Origin of the sequence: Devosia sp. (assembly GCF_028290625.1) — a bacterium.
Classification (GTDB): Bacteria; Pseudomonadota; Alphaproteobacteria; order Rhizobiales; family Devosiaceae; genus Devosia.
Genome location: NZ_JAQGJM010000024.1, coordinates 141,698 through 156,031, shown reverse-complemented (window position 1 = coordinate 156,031; position 14,334 = coordinate 141,698). Strand labels below are relative to the sequence as shown.

The window sequence follows — 14,334 nt, the reverse complement described above, 5'->3', positions numbered from 1 at the left end:
ATTCGGGGCAGGGGCTGCGCCTTGTAATACCCCACTGTTCAAGTAGTGTTTAGACATCGGTTTATGGGGAGCTAGAGATATGAAAAGCGCTACCAGAATATTCGCCTATGTCGCGCTGGCGGCATCGCTGTCGATGGGCTTTGCCGTCACGGCGCATGCCCAGGAACGCAGCATCATCAACGTCTCCTACGATCCGACCCGCGAGCTTTATGCCGCGTATAACGAGGCCTTCGTCAAGCATTGGCAGGAACTGAAGGGTGAGGCCATCACGGTCGAAGCCACCCATGGCGGCTCCGGTGCTCAGGCCCGTACCGTGATCGACGGCCTTGAAGCCGATGTGGTGACCCTGGCGCTGGAAAGCGACATCGACGCCATCGCCAATTCGCCGGGCGCGCTGATCAAGAAGGACTGGAAGGGCACGTTCGAGAACAACAACGCACCCTATACCTCCACCATCGTGTTCCTGGTCCGCAAGGGTAATCCCAAGGGCATTCAGGATTGGGGCGATCTGGTCAAGGACGGCGTGGAAGTGATCACGCCGAACCCCAAGACCTCCGGCGGCGCGCGCTGGAACCTGCTCGCAGCCTGGGCCTGGGCCAAGGCACAGCCGGGCGGCAGCGATGCCACCGCGCAGGAATTCGTCGGCAATCTCTATAAGCATGTCCCCGTGCTCGACACCGGCGCCCGTGGTTCGACCACCACGTTCGTGCAGCGCGGCATCGGCGACGTGCTGCTGGCCTGGGAAAACGAGGCCTATCTGGCGCTCGACGAACTCGGCCCCGACGCCTTCGAAATCGTCAATCCGTCGCTCTCCATCCTGGCCGTACCGCCGGTTGCCGTGGTCGACGTCAATGTCGACAAGAAGGGCACCCGCGATATCGCCGAGGAATATCTGAAGTATCTCTATTCCGCTGAAGGCCAGACCATCGCGGCCGCCAATTACTACCGTCCGTTCCATCCCGAACTGGCCAAGCCTGAGGATATTGCGCGCTTTCCGGACATCAAGCTGTCCACCATCGAGGATTTCGGTGGATGGAAAGAAGCGCAGGCTAAATTCTTCGGCGATGGTGGTATCTTCGACCAGATCTACGCACCAGTCGCAGGGCAGTAACATATGACATCAACCACCCCGAAACGGGATGGTTGGCGATTGAAACAGCCGAGCGTCATACCGGGTTTCGGTTTGACGCTCGGCTTTACGCTCGCCTACTTCTCTCTGATTGTCTTCATCCCCTTGATCGCGCTCGGCATTCGCAGTGCCGGGCTGGGCTTTGACGGGTTCTGGAAAGCCGCGACCGATCCGCGGGTGCTGGGCGCATTGCGGGTCAGCTTCGTCACCGCGCTGATCGCCGCCGGCGTCAATGTCATCTTCGGCACCCTGATCGCCTGGGTGCTGGTCCGTTACCGTTTTCCCGGCCGGCGCATCTTCGATGCCGTCGTGGACCTGCCATTCGCGCTGCCGACGGCGGTCGCCGGCATTGCCCTGACCGCCATCTATGCGCCGAACGGCATTGTGGGGCACTGGTTTCCCTTCCGCATCGCTTACACACCAATCGGCATCGTCATCGCCATGATCTTCATTGGCCTGCCGTTTGTGGTGCGCACCATCCAGCCCATTCTCGAAGAGGTCAGCCGCGAGGTCGAGGAAGCCAGCGCCACCCTGGGCGCATCGCGCTTCCAGACCATTACCCGCGTCATCCTGCCCAGCCTGACGCCGGCCATCATGACCGGCTTCGCTCTGGCCTTCGCCCGCGGTGTCGGTGAATATGGCTCGGTGATCTTCATCGCCGGCAATATTCCGTTCGTGTCGGAAATCGCGCCGCTGCTGATCTATATCCGGCTGCAGGAATTCAACTATGTCGGTGCCACGGTGATCGCCGCGGTGATGCTCATCATCTCGTTCGCGATGCTGTTCATCATCAACCTGATCCAGGCCTGGAGCCGCAAGAGGTTTGGCTATGGCAACTAAGATCAGACATCTTCACCGCCACCACACCTCCCCGGTCAGCGAAAGCCGGACGGTCCAGGTGATCGCGATCTTCCTCTGCCTGCTGTTCATGGCGCTGTTCCTCATCCTGCCGTTGTGGTCGGTCTTTATCGAAGCCTTTGCCAAGGGCGTCGGGGCGTATTTTTCGGCCTTGGCCAACAAGGACGCCCAGAGCGCCATTCGCCTGACCCTGCTGGTGGCCGCCGTGGCGGTGCCGCTGAACGTGGTTTTCGGCGTCTGCGCTTCGTGGGCCATCGCCAAGTTTGAGTTCAAGGGCAAGGCGCTGCTGATCACCCTGATCGATCTTCCGTTCTCGGTGTCGCCAATCATTTCCGGCATGGTTTATGTCCTGCTGTTCGGCGCCGGCAGCTTTTTGGGGCCCTGGCTCAAATCCTATGGCATCGAGGTGCTGTTCGCGCTGCCCGGCATCATCCTCGCCACCATCTTCGTCACCTTCCCCTTCGTCGCCCGCGAACTGATCCCGCTGATGCAGGACCAGGGCACTGGCGACGAGGAGGCGGCCCTGTCGCTCGGCGCCAACGGCTGGCAGACCTTCTGGCGCGTCACGGTGCCTAATATCCGCTGGGGCCTGCTCTATGGCGTGTTGCTGTGCAACGCCCGCGCCATGGGCGAATTCGGCGCGGTGGCGGTGGTTTCTGGCCGCATTCGTGGGCAGACCACCACCATCCCGCTGCAGGTGGAAATCCTCTACAACGAGTACAATGGCGCCGCCGCCTTTGCTCTGGCGTCGCTATTGGCCATGCTGGCCCTGTTGACACTGGTGCTGAAGTCGTTTCTGGAATGGCGCTTCGGCGATGAACTCGCGGCCACCGGCCGTCACTAGGGATCAGTCTTTCATATGCAAGTTCGCATTGCCAATGTGCGCAAGGAATTCGACCGTTTTCCCGCGCTGCACGACGTCTCGCTCGATATCAATTCGGGCGAACTGATCGCGCTGCTGGGGCCATCCGGCTCCGGCAAGACCACGCTGCTGCGGCTCATTGCCGGCCTCGAAATGCCCACCGCCGGCAAGGTGTTCTTCGGCGATATCGACGCCTCCGAAAAGACCGTGCAGGAGCGCAATATCGGCTTCGTGTTCCAGCATTATGCGCTGTTCCGGCACATGACCATCCTGGAAAACGTATCCTTCGGTCTGAGCGTGCGCCCCCGCGCCACGCGGCCGCCGGCCGGCGAAATCCGCCGCCGCGCGCTGGAGCTGCTCGACCTGGTGCAACTTTCAGGGCTGGAGAAGCGCTATCCCAACCAACTCTCGGGCGGCCAGCGGCAGCGTGTGGCCTTGGCACGGGCCCTGGCGATCGAGCCGGGCGTGCTGCTGCTCGACGAACCCTTCGGCGCCCTCGACGCCCAGGTGCGCCGCGAACTGCGCAAATGGCTGCGCGAAATGCACGACCGCACGGGTCACACCACGGTGTTCGTCACCCATGACCAGGAAGAGGCGCTCGAACTGGCCGACCGGCTCTGCGTCATGAGCCAGGGCAAGATCGAGCAGGTCGGCTCGCCCGACACGGTCTATGACCAGCCCACCTCGCCCTTCGTGTTCGGCTTTATTGGTGAATCCAGCGAACTGCCGGTGACGGTGGAAAACGGCGAACTGTGGTCCGGCGGCCGCGCGATCGGCGTTCCGGCCCCCGATAGCAAGACCGGCGAGGCCCGCCTGTTCTTCCGCCCCCACGATGTGGAACTGGTCGAGCACGATGCATCGCTTGCCGGTGTCGTCACCTCATCACGCCGCGTCGGCGGCACGCGCCGGGTGGAACTCGAAATCGGCGGCGAAGGCCACAAGGTCGAGATCGATTTGCCATTCGATCATCCGGCTGGGGAAAAGACACGGTTGGCGTTCAGGCCGAAGCGGTGGCGGTTATTTTAGGGGCTGGCCGCTAGAAATCGACAGCTACCTACGCGATCTCATCCACCCACCGTCCTTCCCGCGGACTTGATCCGCGGGCCTCTCTCAACACGGCACATGCGGCCAGTGCCCCGCGGATCAAGTCCGCGGGAAGGCAGTGGGTGGGTTGCATTAGCTCCCTACGCCAAACCTCAGCTCTCCCGCCGTCCCTTCTGATCCCACCCGATCACCACGCCATCATCCAGCTTCACCTTGTCGCGGAAGCTGGCTTTGCCGGACCGGTTGTACTTATACACATGCGCGGTCTTGGTCTTGAGCACGCGCTCATCGATCTCCGCGGGCCTGCCCCAGGCCTCGATCAGTTGCGCCTCGGTCATGCCCTCCCAGATGCGCTTGGACATGATCATGTCGACGGCTTGCTGGTCGTTATACTTGGCCATCAGCTTGAGCCGCCGCCGGGCATTCAGCGAGATGAACAGCACGATGGCCAGTACGATGGCCAGGATAGCCACGACGCCGGCGATGATGATCGAGACTTCCATGCAAATCCTCCGCGCGGACGTAAGCAAATGGCGGTGGTGCTGTCTAGCGCTGGTGGGGTTCCCGGAGCAGGATAATCGCACAAACACGCCCCACCCACGATCCTTCCCGCGGACTTGATCCGCGGGCCTCTCGCCGCTCATCCCGTGTTGAGAATGGCCCGCGGGTCAAGCCCGCGGGAAGGGCGGGGGTGGGGTGAGATTGTGACTCAATCGGCAATCAGTGCAGCGTCACCGGCTCCACCACCGTCCCCGGCTTGCCCTTCTCCACTGGCTCGGGGCTTGCCCAGAACACGACGTAGAGCAGTTCCTCGCCGGTCGCGTCGGTGATCTCAATGGACCTTGGCGCCTTGGGGTCGTCGCCCTCGCCGAGCGCACGGCCAATGATGGCCTGGCCAAGTTCAGCGGCGTGGCGCTCGGCGGCGTCGAGGTCTTCGAGGTCGTCGCCCTTGTCGTCACGGACGACACCGTCATCAGTGCGGTAGTGGAAATAGTATTTCGGCACGGTGAGCTTCCTGGGAGGAAGGGAAAAGTCGCAACGCGAACAATGGTTGCAGCCCGAGCAGTGTGCTCGCCTCAAACCTGATCCGTCAATGTCCGATAGCGGTGGCGATGCCAGATTAGCGGCTCGAGCTGGGGCGAAATCTCGCTATGCACGATGGCGCCGGCGAACAGCACATGCGTGCCGGTCTCGATGGTGCCGATCAGTTCGCAATCCAGCGCGGCGACGGCGCCCATTAGCATCGGATTGCCCGATGGCCAATTGCCCCATTCGCCATAGGTGAAGCGATCGTCGCCCAGCTTGCCCGCAAAGGCATCGCCGATCAGCTCCTGCCCCTGGGCCAGCATGGCCATGGAGAAGCCGCGCGACATCAGGATGAGATCGGCCAGGCGCGCGGTGATGTCGATGGAAACGAGGACGGAGGGCGGATTTGCGCCCAGCGACAGGGCGGCGGTAACCGTCCTGCCAATGGTTTCGCGCGCGTGGGTCGTGGTCACGACGCTGACGGTCGCGGCCATCGACCCCATGGTCTCGCGGAACTCGGCGAGGCGAACCGGCGGATGAGCCGGTTCGCGCAGGCGCATTTCGGTCAGCGCGAAACCATCATCGGGCAACACGGGATATTTAGGCCTTGAGGTTGGCTTCGGCGAATTCGTAGTTGGCCAGCTTGTCGAGGAAGTTGGTCACGTAGTCGGGGCGGCGATTGCGGAAATCGACGTAGTAGCTGTGTTCCCACACGTCGAGGCCGAGCAGCGGCTTGCCTTCGCCGGTGGCGAGGGGATTGGAGCCGTTCGGGGTCTTGGCGGTCTTGAGCTTGCCGTCCGAGGCGAGCACGAGCCAGGCCCAGCCCGAACCGAACTGCGTGGTCGCGGCGGTCTTGAAGGCGTCCTTGAACGCATCGACGCTGCCGAAATCGGCGACGATCTTGGCTTCCAGCGAACCGCCCAGCTTGCCACCGGTGGGGCTCAGTGCGTTCCAGAAATGGATGTGGTTCCAATGCTGGCCGGCATTGTTGAACACCGGTGCCAGGTCGGCCTTGCCATTGGCGAAGGCGATGATTTCTTCGAGGGACTTGCCCTGCAGGTCGGCGTTCTTTTCCACGAAGCCGTTGAGCGCGGTCACATAAGCCTGGTGGTGCTTGTCGTGGTGCAGCTCAAGGGTTTCCTGGCTCATGCCTTTGTCGGCAAGGGCGGAATGCGCGTAGGTCAGGTTCGGAAGGGTGAAGGCCATGGTCGGCTCCTCTTTTTTCGTTGCGCGGCGAATCTTGCAATTCGTCGCCGGGACGTATAATTCCAAGCCATGGCTTTGAAAACCATCACCACGCCTAAGTCAAGTCAGGGAATGCAAAACACCGCCTGGTCGCCACGCGATCCGGCGGAGCGTATTCTCATGGCCTTGAAAATGCATGGGTCGCTGTCTTCGGCGCGGCTCGGCGACTTGCTGGGCACCACCGGCGAAGCGGCGCGACAGCAGTTGGTCAAACTCGCCAAGGACGGCCTGGTTGCGGCCAGTGACCAGCCAGGCCCCGTTGGCCGGCCGCTCCAAATCTGGCGGCTGACGCCAGAGGCCGCGACGCGCTTTCCCGATACCCATGCGGCCCTCACCGTGCAGATGCTCGACATCGTCCGCGCGACGCTGGGGGAGGGCGCTCTCGACACCATCGTTGCCGCCCGTGAAACCCAGACGCTGGCCAGTTACGGCGCGGCGATGGAAGACCGCATCAGCCTGCGCGACAAGGTGGCGGCCCTGGCCGATATCCGCTCGGCCGAAGGCTACATGGCCGAATGGCGCGAGGAGCCGGACGGCAGTCTGGTGCTCATGGAAAACCACTGCCCCATCTGCGCCGCCGCCGCCGTCTGTCAGGGCTTTTGCCGTGCGGAACTGGAAGTGTTCCAGACAGTGCTTGGCGCCGACGTGCGCCGTACCGAACACATGCTCTCCGGCGCCCGCCGCTGCGCTTACACCATCACGCAGGGCGAGGATGACACCCATGACTGAGCCCGCCCGCCCACCGGTCGGCACGCGACTGACCCGCTCCGGCTGGGAGACTCCCGAGGGGCTCGACGAGGCGATGGTCCGCGCCGTGGTCGAAAGCTTCTACGCCAAGGCGCGTGCGGACGACGTGATCGGCCCGGTGTTCAACCGCGTCATCGCCGAGGCCGATTGGCCCGAACACCTCACCAAGATCGCCAGTTTCTGGTCCTCCATGCTGCTTGGCACCGGCACCTATGGCGGCCGCCCGATGCCCAAGCATATGGCCATCCCCGAACTCTCCGACGCGCATTTTTCGCGTTGGCTCTCGCTGTTCCGCCAGACCGCGATCGAGCTCTGCCCGCCCGATATCGCTGAACTTTTTATTGAGCGTTCCGAACGGGTTGGCCAGGGTTTCCGACTCAATATCGCAGCGCGCCGCGGCGCCGATATCACCCGTATGGGCCCGCTGCCGCGCGAATAAGTCGATCCAAATCGACGTCGCTGCGCGGCCCGCCCTTGCTGGACAGGCTCACACCGCCGTGTATTCTTCCCCCATTGCGCCGAGGCGAACACGCCCGGCAAACAGGGAGGTTTTGTTTTGGATCGTCGCTCGTTTTTCACCAAGGCCGGTGTCGTCACTGCCGGCGCCGTGGCTGCCACCACACTGGCCGCACCTGCCATTGCGCAGAGCCAGCCCAAGGTCTCGTGGCGCCTGGCCTCGTCGTTTCCGCCGAGCCTCGATACCATTTATGGCGGCGCCGAGACGCTGTCGAAATACCTCTCCGAGGCCACTGACGGCAATTTCACCATCGACGTATTTGGTGCCGGCGAGCTGGTGCCGCCCCTTGAGGTAGCCGACGCCGTAGCGGCCGGCACGGTGGAGATGGCTCATAGCGTCTCCTATTATTTCTGGGGCAAGGACCCCACTTGGGCGCTGTTCGCCTCGGTGCCGTTCTCGCTCAATGCCCGCGGCATGAGCGCCTGGTACTATTATGGCGGCGGCCTAGAGCTCTCCAACGAGTTCTTCGCCCAACAAGGCATCGTCGCCTTCCCGTGCGGCAATACCGCGGCCCAGATGGGCGGTTGGTTCCGCAAAGAAATCAACACCGTGGCCGATCTCGAAGGCCTCAAATTCCGCGTCGGCGGCTTTGCCGGCGCCGTGCTGCAAAAGCTCGGCGTCATTCCCCAGCAATTGCCCGGCGGCGAAATCTACCAGGCGCTGGAAAAAGGCACTCTCGACGCCGCCGAATGGGTTGGCCCCTATGACGACGAAAAGCTCGGCTTCCAGAAGGTCGCGCCTTACTACTACTACCCCGGCTGGTGGGAAGGCGGCCCGACGGTCCACGCCATGATCAACAAGGCCAAATGGGACGAGCTGACGCCCGCTTACCAATCCCTGTTCAAGACCGCCTCGCAGGCCGTCAGCGCCGACATGCTGGCCAAATACGACTTCGTCAACCCAACCGCGATCAAGAAACTGGTCGGCGCCGGCGCCCAGCTGCGTCCTTTCAGCCAGGACATCATGGAAGCCAGCTTCAAGGCCGCCAACGAAGTCTATGCCGAAATGTCGGCCAGCAATCCGGGCTTCAAGAAAGTCTGGGACTCGATCACCGCGTTCCGCAAGGACCACTACCTCTGGGAACAGATCGCCGAATACAACTACGACCAGTTCATGATGACCCAGCAGCGGGCAGGGACGCTTTAGGGGTTAGGACGCGGAGTGAATGAGGCCCGGTGTGGAAGCACCGGGCTTTTCCTTTGGCAGGATGGCTCCTCCCCACCGTCCTTCCCGCGGGCTTGACCCGCGGGCCACTCCCACCTTGCGCCATGCTGATGAAGGCCCGCGGATCAAGTCCGCGGGAAGGGCGGCGAATGGGGAGGGAATGAGTGCCTCAGTTAAAACTCGGCGGCGCGCTCATGTCGAACTTGGGCGGCGGCGTGGTGCCCTCGCCCTGCTGCGGCAAGGTGATGTGGATGGTGTCCAGATCCACCGCCGGCCCGTCGTTGAGAAACGTCGTCACCAGCCCCGGCCAGACAATCAAAATCCCCACCAGGATCAGCTGCAGCACCAGCCACGGAATGGCGCCCAAATAGATGTCCCGCGTCTTGACTGTCTCGCGCGGCGCGACGCTGCGCAGATAAAATAGCGCGAAGCCGAAGGGCGGGTGCATGAAGCTGGTTTGCATATTGGCGCAGATCATCACCCCGAACCACACGAGGTTGATCCCCAGCGCCTGCGCCACCGGCGCCACCAGCGGAATGACGATGAAGGCGATCTCGAAGAAATCGAGGAAGAACGCCAAAACGAACACGAACAGGTTGACCACCACGAGAAAGCCGATCACGCCGCCCGGCAGATTGGCCAGCATGGCCTCGATCCAGTGGCCGCCGCCAACGCCCTGGAACACCAGCGAGAACACCCGCGAGCCGAGCAGGATGAACACCACCATGGCGGTCAGCCGCATGGTCGATTGCATGCCCGACCACACCAGCGCCCGGCTCATCTTGCCGTTCATCCAGGCCAGCAGCATCGAGCCGACCACGCCCATGGCGCCGGCCTCGGTTGGCGTCGCGAGCCCCAGGAAAATGGTGCCCAGCACAATGAAGATCAGCGCCAGCGACGGGATGATGCCGCGCGCCACCTTCGCCGCCAGCGCCCAGCCGCGCAGCGTGCGCGCTTCGGGCGGCAAGGCCGGCACATCCTGCGGCCGGACGATCGACAGCAGCAGCACCCAGCCCGCAAACAGCAACACCTGCACGATCGAGGCGCCCGTCGCCCCGATATACATATCGCCCGGCGACACCTGCAATTGCGCCGCCAGCACGATCAGCACCAGCGAAGGCGGGATCAATTGGGTAATCGTGCCCGAGGCGGCGATGACGCCGGTAGCGTGGCGCACATTATAGCCATAGCGCGCCATAATCGGCAGCGAAATCAGCCCCATGGCGATCACCGAGGCCGCCACCGTGCCGGTAATGGCACCCAGCACCGCGCCCACGAGGATCACCGCATAGCTGAGCCCGCCGCGCACCCCGCCAAACAACTGCCCAAAGCCTTCGAGCAGGTCTTCGGCCAGTCCGGATTTTTCCAGGATCACCCCCATGAAGGTGAAGAACGGAATGGCCAGCAGCAGCTCATTGGAGAGCACGCCGAACAATTGATAGGTCAGGTTGCCTAGGAAATTGGGCGCAATCAGCCCCAATTCGATCGCCCCCAGCCCGAAAAACAGCCCGACGGCGGCCAGCGCGAAGGCCGCCGGATAGCCGATGACCATGAACAGCACCAGGCCGCCGAACATGAGCGGCGCCATATTGGCGCGGATGAAATCGATCATTGCAGCGGCTTCTCGTAGGCGAATTCGCGCACATAGTCGGTGGTCAGCGCCAGGATGCACTTGATGATTTCGGCGACGCCCTGCAGGCCCAGCACCGCAAAGCCCAGCGGAATCATCAGCTTGGCCGGCCAGCGGATCAGCCCGCCAGCGTTCAGCGACCCCTCATGGCTGACATAGGACTGAACGAACCACGGCCACGTAAAATAGATCATCAACACGCAGAGCGGCATCAGGAAGAACAGCCCACCCAGCAGGTCGATCCATGTGCGCGCCTTCTCGCTGACGGCGCCATAGATCAGGTCGACGCGGACATGCTCGTTCATCTTCAGCGCCCAGGCGCCGCCGAGCATCACCATGGCGGCAAACATGTACCAGACGGACTCTGACAGGGTGTTGGAATTGGTGCTGTAGAGCTTGAGCAACCAGCCGAACACGCCGCCCCCATAGGTCCGCTCGAACCACAGCATGCCCCCGGTGGAATAGCGAAACAACGCATTGACGGCGCTGACGGCCGCCGAGAGCAGCACCATCCAGACCGCCACCAGGCCGACCAGGCGGCTGATTTCGTCGATGATGCGGGTAATGCGCAGGGCGAATGCCACGCGACTTTCCTCCCTGATCTCCCTGGGGTCTGCGCCCCTTGCCGGGAGACTGCCATGGTTGGACGGAAATGCAAACGCCTGGCGTCTCGCGATCCCCAACCACCGCATCATTCCCGCGAAAGCGGGAATCCGTTCTTGCCTGAGCATCGCGCCACGCCCTCGTGGTTCGAGGCTCGTAAGAACTCGCACCTCACCATGAGGGCTACTGGGTAGCTGCGATTAGTCAGTAGTCCTCATGGTGAGGTGGGAGCGTAGCGACCCTCGAACCACGAGGGCGTGGCAATATGCTAAGTGACCGGCACCACTATCTCGAACGCTGCGCCGCCGTCGCTGTCGACCAGCGCGATGCTGGCGCCATGGGCCTCCAGCATGGCGCGGGCGATGTCCAGCCCCATGCCAGTGCCGCCCTCGGCGCGGCGGGTGGAAAAGAACGGCTGGAACACCAGCGCCCGATTTCCCGGCGAAATGCCCGGACCATTGTCCGCCACGATGATGCTGACCGCCCCTGCACTGGCCGCCGCCGAAAGCGTCAGCCGGGTCGCCCCATGCTGTACCGAATTATCCGCCAGATGCCCGAACACGATGGCCGCAACCTCTGGCGACAGAGCGATGGCGGGATTGATCTCGGCATCGAAATCCACGGCCAGCTCTGGAAACCGTGCCGCCAGATCAGCGGCAATATCGCCCAGGCTGGTGTGCCCGCCGCTCATCGGCAGCTCGGCCCGCGCCAGCTCGCGCAATCGCACCAGCAGGCCATCCAGCCGGTCGGCATCCGCCACGATGTGGTCGAGAAAGCGCCGGCGTTCCTCGGCCGTCATCTCGGCATCTCGCAGCAATTCGGCCGCGCCCCGAATGGCGGTCAGCGGGGATTTCAGCTCATGCGACACATGCGCGGCAAACGACTGCACATAATCCGAGCGGTCAACCAGCCGCGCTGCGAGATCGAAAAACGCCTGTGCCAGCGTGGCGATTTCGCTGGTGCCGTAATTGTCCAGCGGCTGGATCGCGGCACGGCCCCCAGTGCCGATTTCTCGCGCCCGCACGACCAGCGCCGCGATCGGCAGCGTGATGGTGCGCGTCAAAACGAAGGCGATGCCAATGGTCAACGCCAGCGCCACCAGCAGCGCGCCCAATTCGATGGGCCCCATCCGGCTCGACGTATTGTCCAGCGCGCGGAACCAGATCACCACCGAGGCGGGCAAAGCCAGCACCGTCAGCAGCACTGAAAACACGATCTGCCCCAGCGAGGGCCGCCATTTGGGAATGATGCGGGGACCGCTCATGCTGCGTCCGGGCTGAGCTTGAAGCCGACGCCGTGCACGGTGGTGATGATTGTCGCGCGCCCGGCGTCGGAGAACTTGGCGCGAATATTGCGGATATGGCTGTCGATGGTGCGATCGGCCACATAGATGCCCGCCCCATAGGCGGCGCTCATCAATTGCTCGCGGCTGAATACCAGTTCCGGCCGCGCCAGCAACACTTCGAGGATGGAAAATTCCAGCCCGGTCAGCGCAATCTCCTTCTCCCCGGCGGCAACGCTGTGGCGGGCACGATCCAGCCGCAGATCGCCATGAGCCAGCACCTTGTCCGGCCCGGCGCTGCCGTTGCTGCGCTTGAGGATGGCCTTGACCCGCGCCACCAGCTCGCGCGGGCTGAACGGCTTGGTGACGTAATCGTCGCCGCCGATCTCCAGCCCAAGAATGCGGTCGATTTCCTCGTCGCGGGCAGAGAGGAACAGGATCGGCAGGTTGCTGGATTTGCGAACCTGCCGGCAGACGTCCAGTCCGTCCATCTCCGGCATGCCGATATCCAGCACCATGAAATCCACGCCGCCGCGGCCCACCGCCATCATGGCCTCGGCGCCGTTGCGCGCCGTGGTGGTGGCGAACCCGGCCTTGTCGAGTGCAAAGCAGATCACGTCGCGGATGTGAGGCTCGTCATCGACGACAAGAATACGCTGGGGCATGGCTTCCTACCGGCTGGCGTCGCCAGACTTATCGCTTCACGGCAAATCCGCAATGCCCGGACGCTCCAGATATTGCTCCAGCCGCCAGTTGCGGAAGCTCCAGGCGCGCCAATCGGGCTCACGGAGGGCGAAGGGCTTGCGTAGTTCGCGGCGATAATAAGCCAGCATGTCATATGAATTATCGCTGTCGCCATTCGCGGCAATCTTGGGATCGGTGATGTAGCGGTCGAGCGCCGGCAACGCCGTGGGTCCCAGACTGCTGAGATAGACAAGATCGAGCGCCTCACCCTCGCCAGCCATTTCGGCACTATGACTGACATTGAAGTCTGCGATCACCGCTGAGAAATCCACGAACGCGCAGGCATAGAGCGTCGCCAGCAGCGCCACGCAATTGGCCGCCACCAGCCAGGCATTGTTCTGCCGTAGCGCGATACGTGCCAGGATCAGCGCCAGGCCGACGGCTACCAGCGCCATCCAGATGCCGGCGGCAATGCGCAATTCGGTCAGCGAATAGACGTCCACATAGAGATCCAGCCGCAGCAGCGAGGACACGCACAGCATGATGTTTTGCGCGATCCAGGCGTAGACCAGCCAGCGAATGACCTTGTTCCTCTCGCCCGCACCGCCGCGCCGCATGGCCGCCAGCACGAAGGCTCCAGCCAGCAGGGCGGTGGCGATCAGCGGATAGGCGCCGCGATGGGCATAGTCGGCAAAGGTCATGCCCTCGGGCAGGGCAACGCCGCCCCACAGATAGATCAGGTCCAGCGCCGTCTGCACCGCGAAAATGGCATTGAACACGATCAGCGAACGCAGGATCGCGGCCGAGCCGAACAGCAGTCCGTCGGGCAGCGTGCTGATCGCTGCGTCGGCCTTGAAGCGGCGCTTCTGGAACAGCCGCGGGATCAGCAGCGGCCAAACCACGATAGCCACGATCATCCAGAGCATGATGCGAGCCGGATTGCCGAACTGGGCGAGAAACGACGGATCGAGCTTGGCCAGCACCGTCTCGATCAGTGGATTGGCCGAACTGAACAGCCAGACGAACACCAGCGCGCAGCCGACCGGCACCAGCCAGATCACGACCTGGCGGATAATGCTGCGGCCGATGCCGGTGCCGCTCTGGCTGGCCAGCAATTGCACCCCGTCCTCGAGCCAGCGAAACGGGGCGAGGAGCGCAAAGCCGAACAGCTTTCCGGGCAGGGTGGTAAATCGGGCCGGCAAGCGTCCCGACAGCGTCAGCGACAGGATGGACAGGGCCACCATTGCACAGAGGGCGCCGGGAATGCTCGGCGCCTCGACCAAGGGCAGCGCGGCAATCATGGTCAGAACGATGGCCGCGACGAGCGATTTGAAGGTGATTTTCCGTGTCGCCGTCACTACGATGCCAGTGGCGATGGCGGCAACCAGGATGGCGAGCGACAGCCCCGGCTCGTGCCGAAACAACAGCAGGTCGGCGACGGTGATCAGCGCCAGGGTCGCGGCGATTGCCCTACCGGCGTGGCGCAGCCGCGAACTGGGCGGCGCCGATACGCTGATTGTCGTTTCGGTCATTCAGGTCCTCC

At 63.2% G+C, this 14,334-nt stretch carries 16 protein-coding genes; 7 read left to right on the top strand and 9 right to left on the bottom strand.

What is annotated here, in order from left to right:
- The first annotated feature begins 133 nt into the window (after positions 1-133).
- Genes JWR51_RS13815 through JWR51_RS13800 form a run of 4 tightly spaced genes read left to right on the top strand, consistent with a single transcriptional unit; the run spans position 134 to position 3,875 of the window.
- Positions 134-1,111, top strand: a complete 978-nt coding sequence (locus JWR51_RS13815) for a sulfate ABC transporter substrate-binding protein (protein ID WP_299748377.1) — start codon at positions 134-136, stop codon at positions 1,109-1,111.
- Between the two features lie 3 nt (positions 1,112-1,114).
- Positions 1,115-1,969 (top strand): sulfate ABC transporter permease subunit CysT, encoded by an 855-nt coding sequence (gene cysT, locus JWR51_RS13810; RefSeq protein ID WP_299748326.1) that lies wholly within the window; start codon positions 1,115-1,117, stop codon positions 1,967-1,969.
- Entirely contained in the window at positions 1,959-2,831 is an 873-nt protein-coding gene (cysW, locus tag JWR51_RS13805; protein WP_299748323.1) for a sulfate ABC transporter permease subunit CysW, read from the top strand. Before cysT ends, cysW begins: the two co-directional genes overlap by 11 nt.
- A gap of 15 nt (positions 2,832-2,846) precedes the next feature.
- Complete coding sequence (locus JWR51_RS13800; protein WP_299748320.1) at positions 2,847-3,875, top strand: sulfate/molybdate ABC transporter ATP-binding protein; 1,029 nt, start codon at positions 2,847-2,849, stop codon at positions 3,873-3,875.
- Between the two features lie 170 nt (positions 3,876-4,045).
- Here JWR51_RS13800 and JWR51_RS13795 read toward each other — a convergent pair whose 3' ends face one another.
- The 4 genes from JWR51_RS13795 to JWR51_RS13780 all read right to left on the bottom strand — a co-directional run bounded on the left by JWR51_RS13795 (position 4,046) and on the right by JWR51_RS13780 (position 6,125).
- Positions 4,046-4,396: a hypothetical protein gene (locus JWR51_RS13795; RefSeq protein WP_299748317.1), complete on the bottom strand. Its 351-nt coding sequence runs from the start codon at positions 4,394-4,396 to the stop codon at positions 4,046-4,048.
- A gap of 217 nt (positions 4,397-4,613) precedes the next feature.
- On the bottom strand, positions 4,614-4,898 hold the full coding sequence (locus JWR51_RS13790; RefSeq protein WP_299748314.1) for a hypothetical protein: 285 nt from the start codon (positions 4,896-4,898) through the stop codon (positions 4,614-4,616).
- Between the two features lie 71 nt (positions 4,899-4,969).
- Positions 4,970-5,512: a flavin reductase family protein gene (locus JWR51_RS13785; RefSeq protein ID WP_299748311.1), complete on the bottom strand. Its 543-nt coding sequence runs from the start codon at positions 5,510-5,512 to the stop codon at positions 4,970-4,972.
- Positions 5,513-5,519: 7 nt separating this feature from the next.
- Positions 5,520-6,125 carry a superoxide dismutase gene (locus JWR51_RS13780; protein ID WP_299748308.1) on the bottom strand — a complete coding sequence of 202 codons (606 nt, stop codon included), beginning with the start codon at positions 6,123-6,125 and terminating at the stop codon, positions 5,520-5,522.
- A gap of 159 nt (positions 6,126-6,284) precedes the next feature.
- Here JWR51_RS13780 and JWR51_RS13775 point away from each other — a divergent pair, with 159 nt between their 5' ends.
- The 3 genes from JWR51_RS13775 (at position 6,285) to JWR51_RS13765 (ending at position 8,574) form a co-directional block, all read left to right on the top strand.
- Positions 6,285-6,893, top strand: coding sequence for a metalloregulator ArsR/SmtB family transcription factor (locus JWR51_RS13775; protein WP_299748305.1), 609 nt, complete (start codon positions 6,285-6,287; stop codon positions 6,891-6,893).
- Positions 6,886-7,350, top strand: coding sequence for a group III truncated hemoglobin (locus tag JWR51_RS13770; protein ID WP_299748302.1), 465 nt, complete (start codon positions 6,886-6,888; stop codon positions 7,348-7,350). The genes JWR51_RS13775 and JWR51_RS13770 overlap by 8 nt, the downstream gene beginning before the upstream one ends.
- 117 nt (positions 7,351-7,467) lie before the next feature.
- Positions 7,468-8,574 (top strand): TRAP transporter substrate-binding protein, encoded by a 1,107-nt coding sequence (locus tag JWR51_RS13765; protein WP_299748299.1) that lies wholly within the window; start codon positions 7,468-7,470, stop codon positions 8,572-8,574.
- 187 nt (positions 8,575-8,761) lie between these two features.
- On the opposite strand, the gene JWR51_RS13760 is transcribed toward JWR51_RS13765, so the two are convergent.
- The 5 genes from JWR51_RS13760 to JWR51_RS13740 form a co-directional block, all read right to left on the bottom strand.
- Positions 8,762-10,204, bottom strand: a complete 1,443-nt coding sequence (locus JWR51_RS13760) for a TRAP transporter large permease subunit (protein WP_299748297.1) — start codon at positions 10,202-10,204, stop codon at positions 8,762-8,764.
- Complete coding sequence (locus JWR51_RS13755) at positions 10,201-10,806, bottom strand: TRAP transporter small permease subunit (RefSeq protein WP_299748294.1); 606 nt, start codon at positions 10,804-10,806, stop codon at positions 10,201-10,203. The genes JWR51_RS13760 and JWR51_RS13755 overlap by 4 nt, the downstream gene beginning before the upstream one ends.
- A 287-nt stretch (positions 10,807-11,093) precedes the next feature.
- On the bottom strand, positions 11,094-12,089 hold the full coding sequence (locus JWR51_RS13750; RefSeq protein WP_299748291.1) for a HAMP domain-containing sensor histidine kinase: 996 nt from the start codon (positions 12,087-12,089) through the stop codon (positions 11,094-11,096).
- Positions 12,086-12,772, bottom strand: a complete 687-nt coding sequence (locus tag JWR51_RS13745; RefSeq protein WP_299748288.1) for a response regulator — start codon at positions 12,770-12,772, stop codon at positions 12,086-12,088. The genes JWR51_RS13750 and JWR51_RS13745 overlap by 4 nt, the downstream gene beginning before the upstream one ends.
- Positions 12,773-12,808: 36 nt before the next feature.
- On the bottom strand, positions 12,809-14,323 hold the full coding sequence (locus JWR51_RS13740) for a DUF4173 domain-containing protein (RefSeq protein WP_299748286.1): 1,515 nt from the start codon (positions 14,321-14,323) through the stop codon (positions 12,809-12,811).
- Between the last annotated feature and the right edge of the window lie 11 nt (positions 14,324-14,334).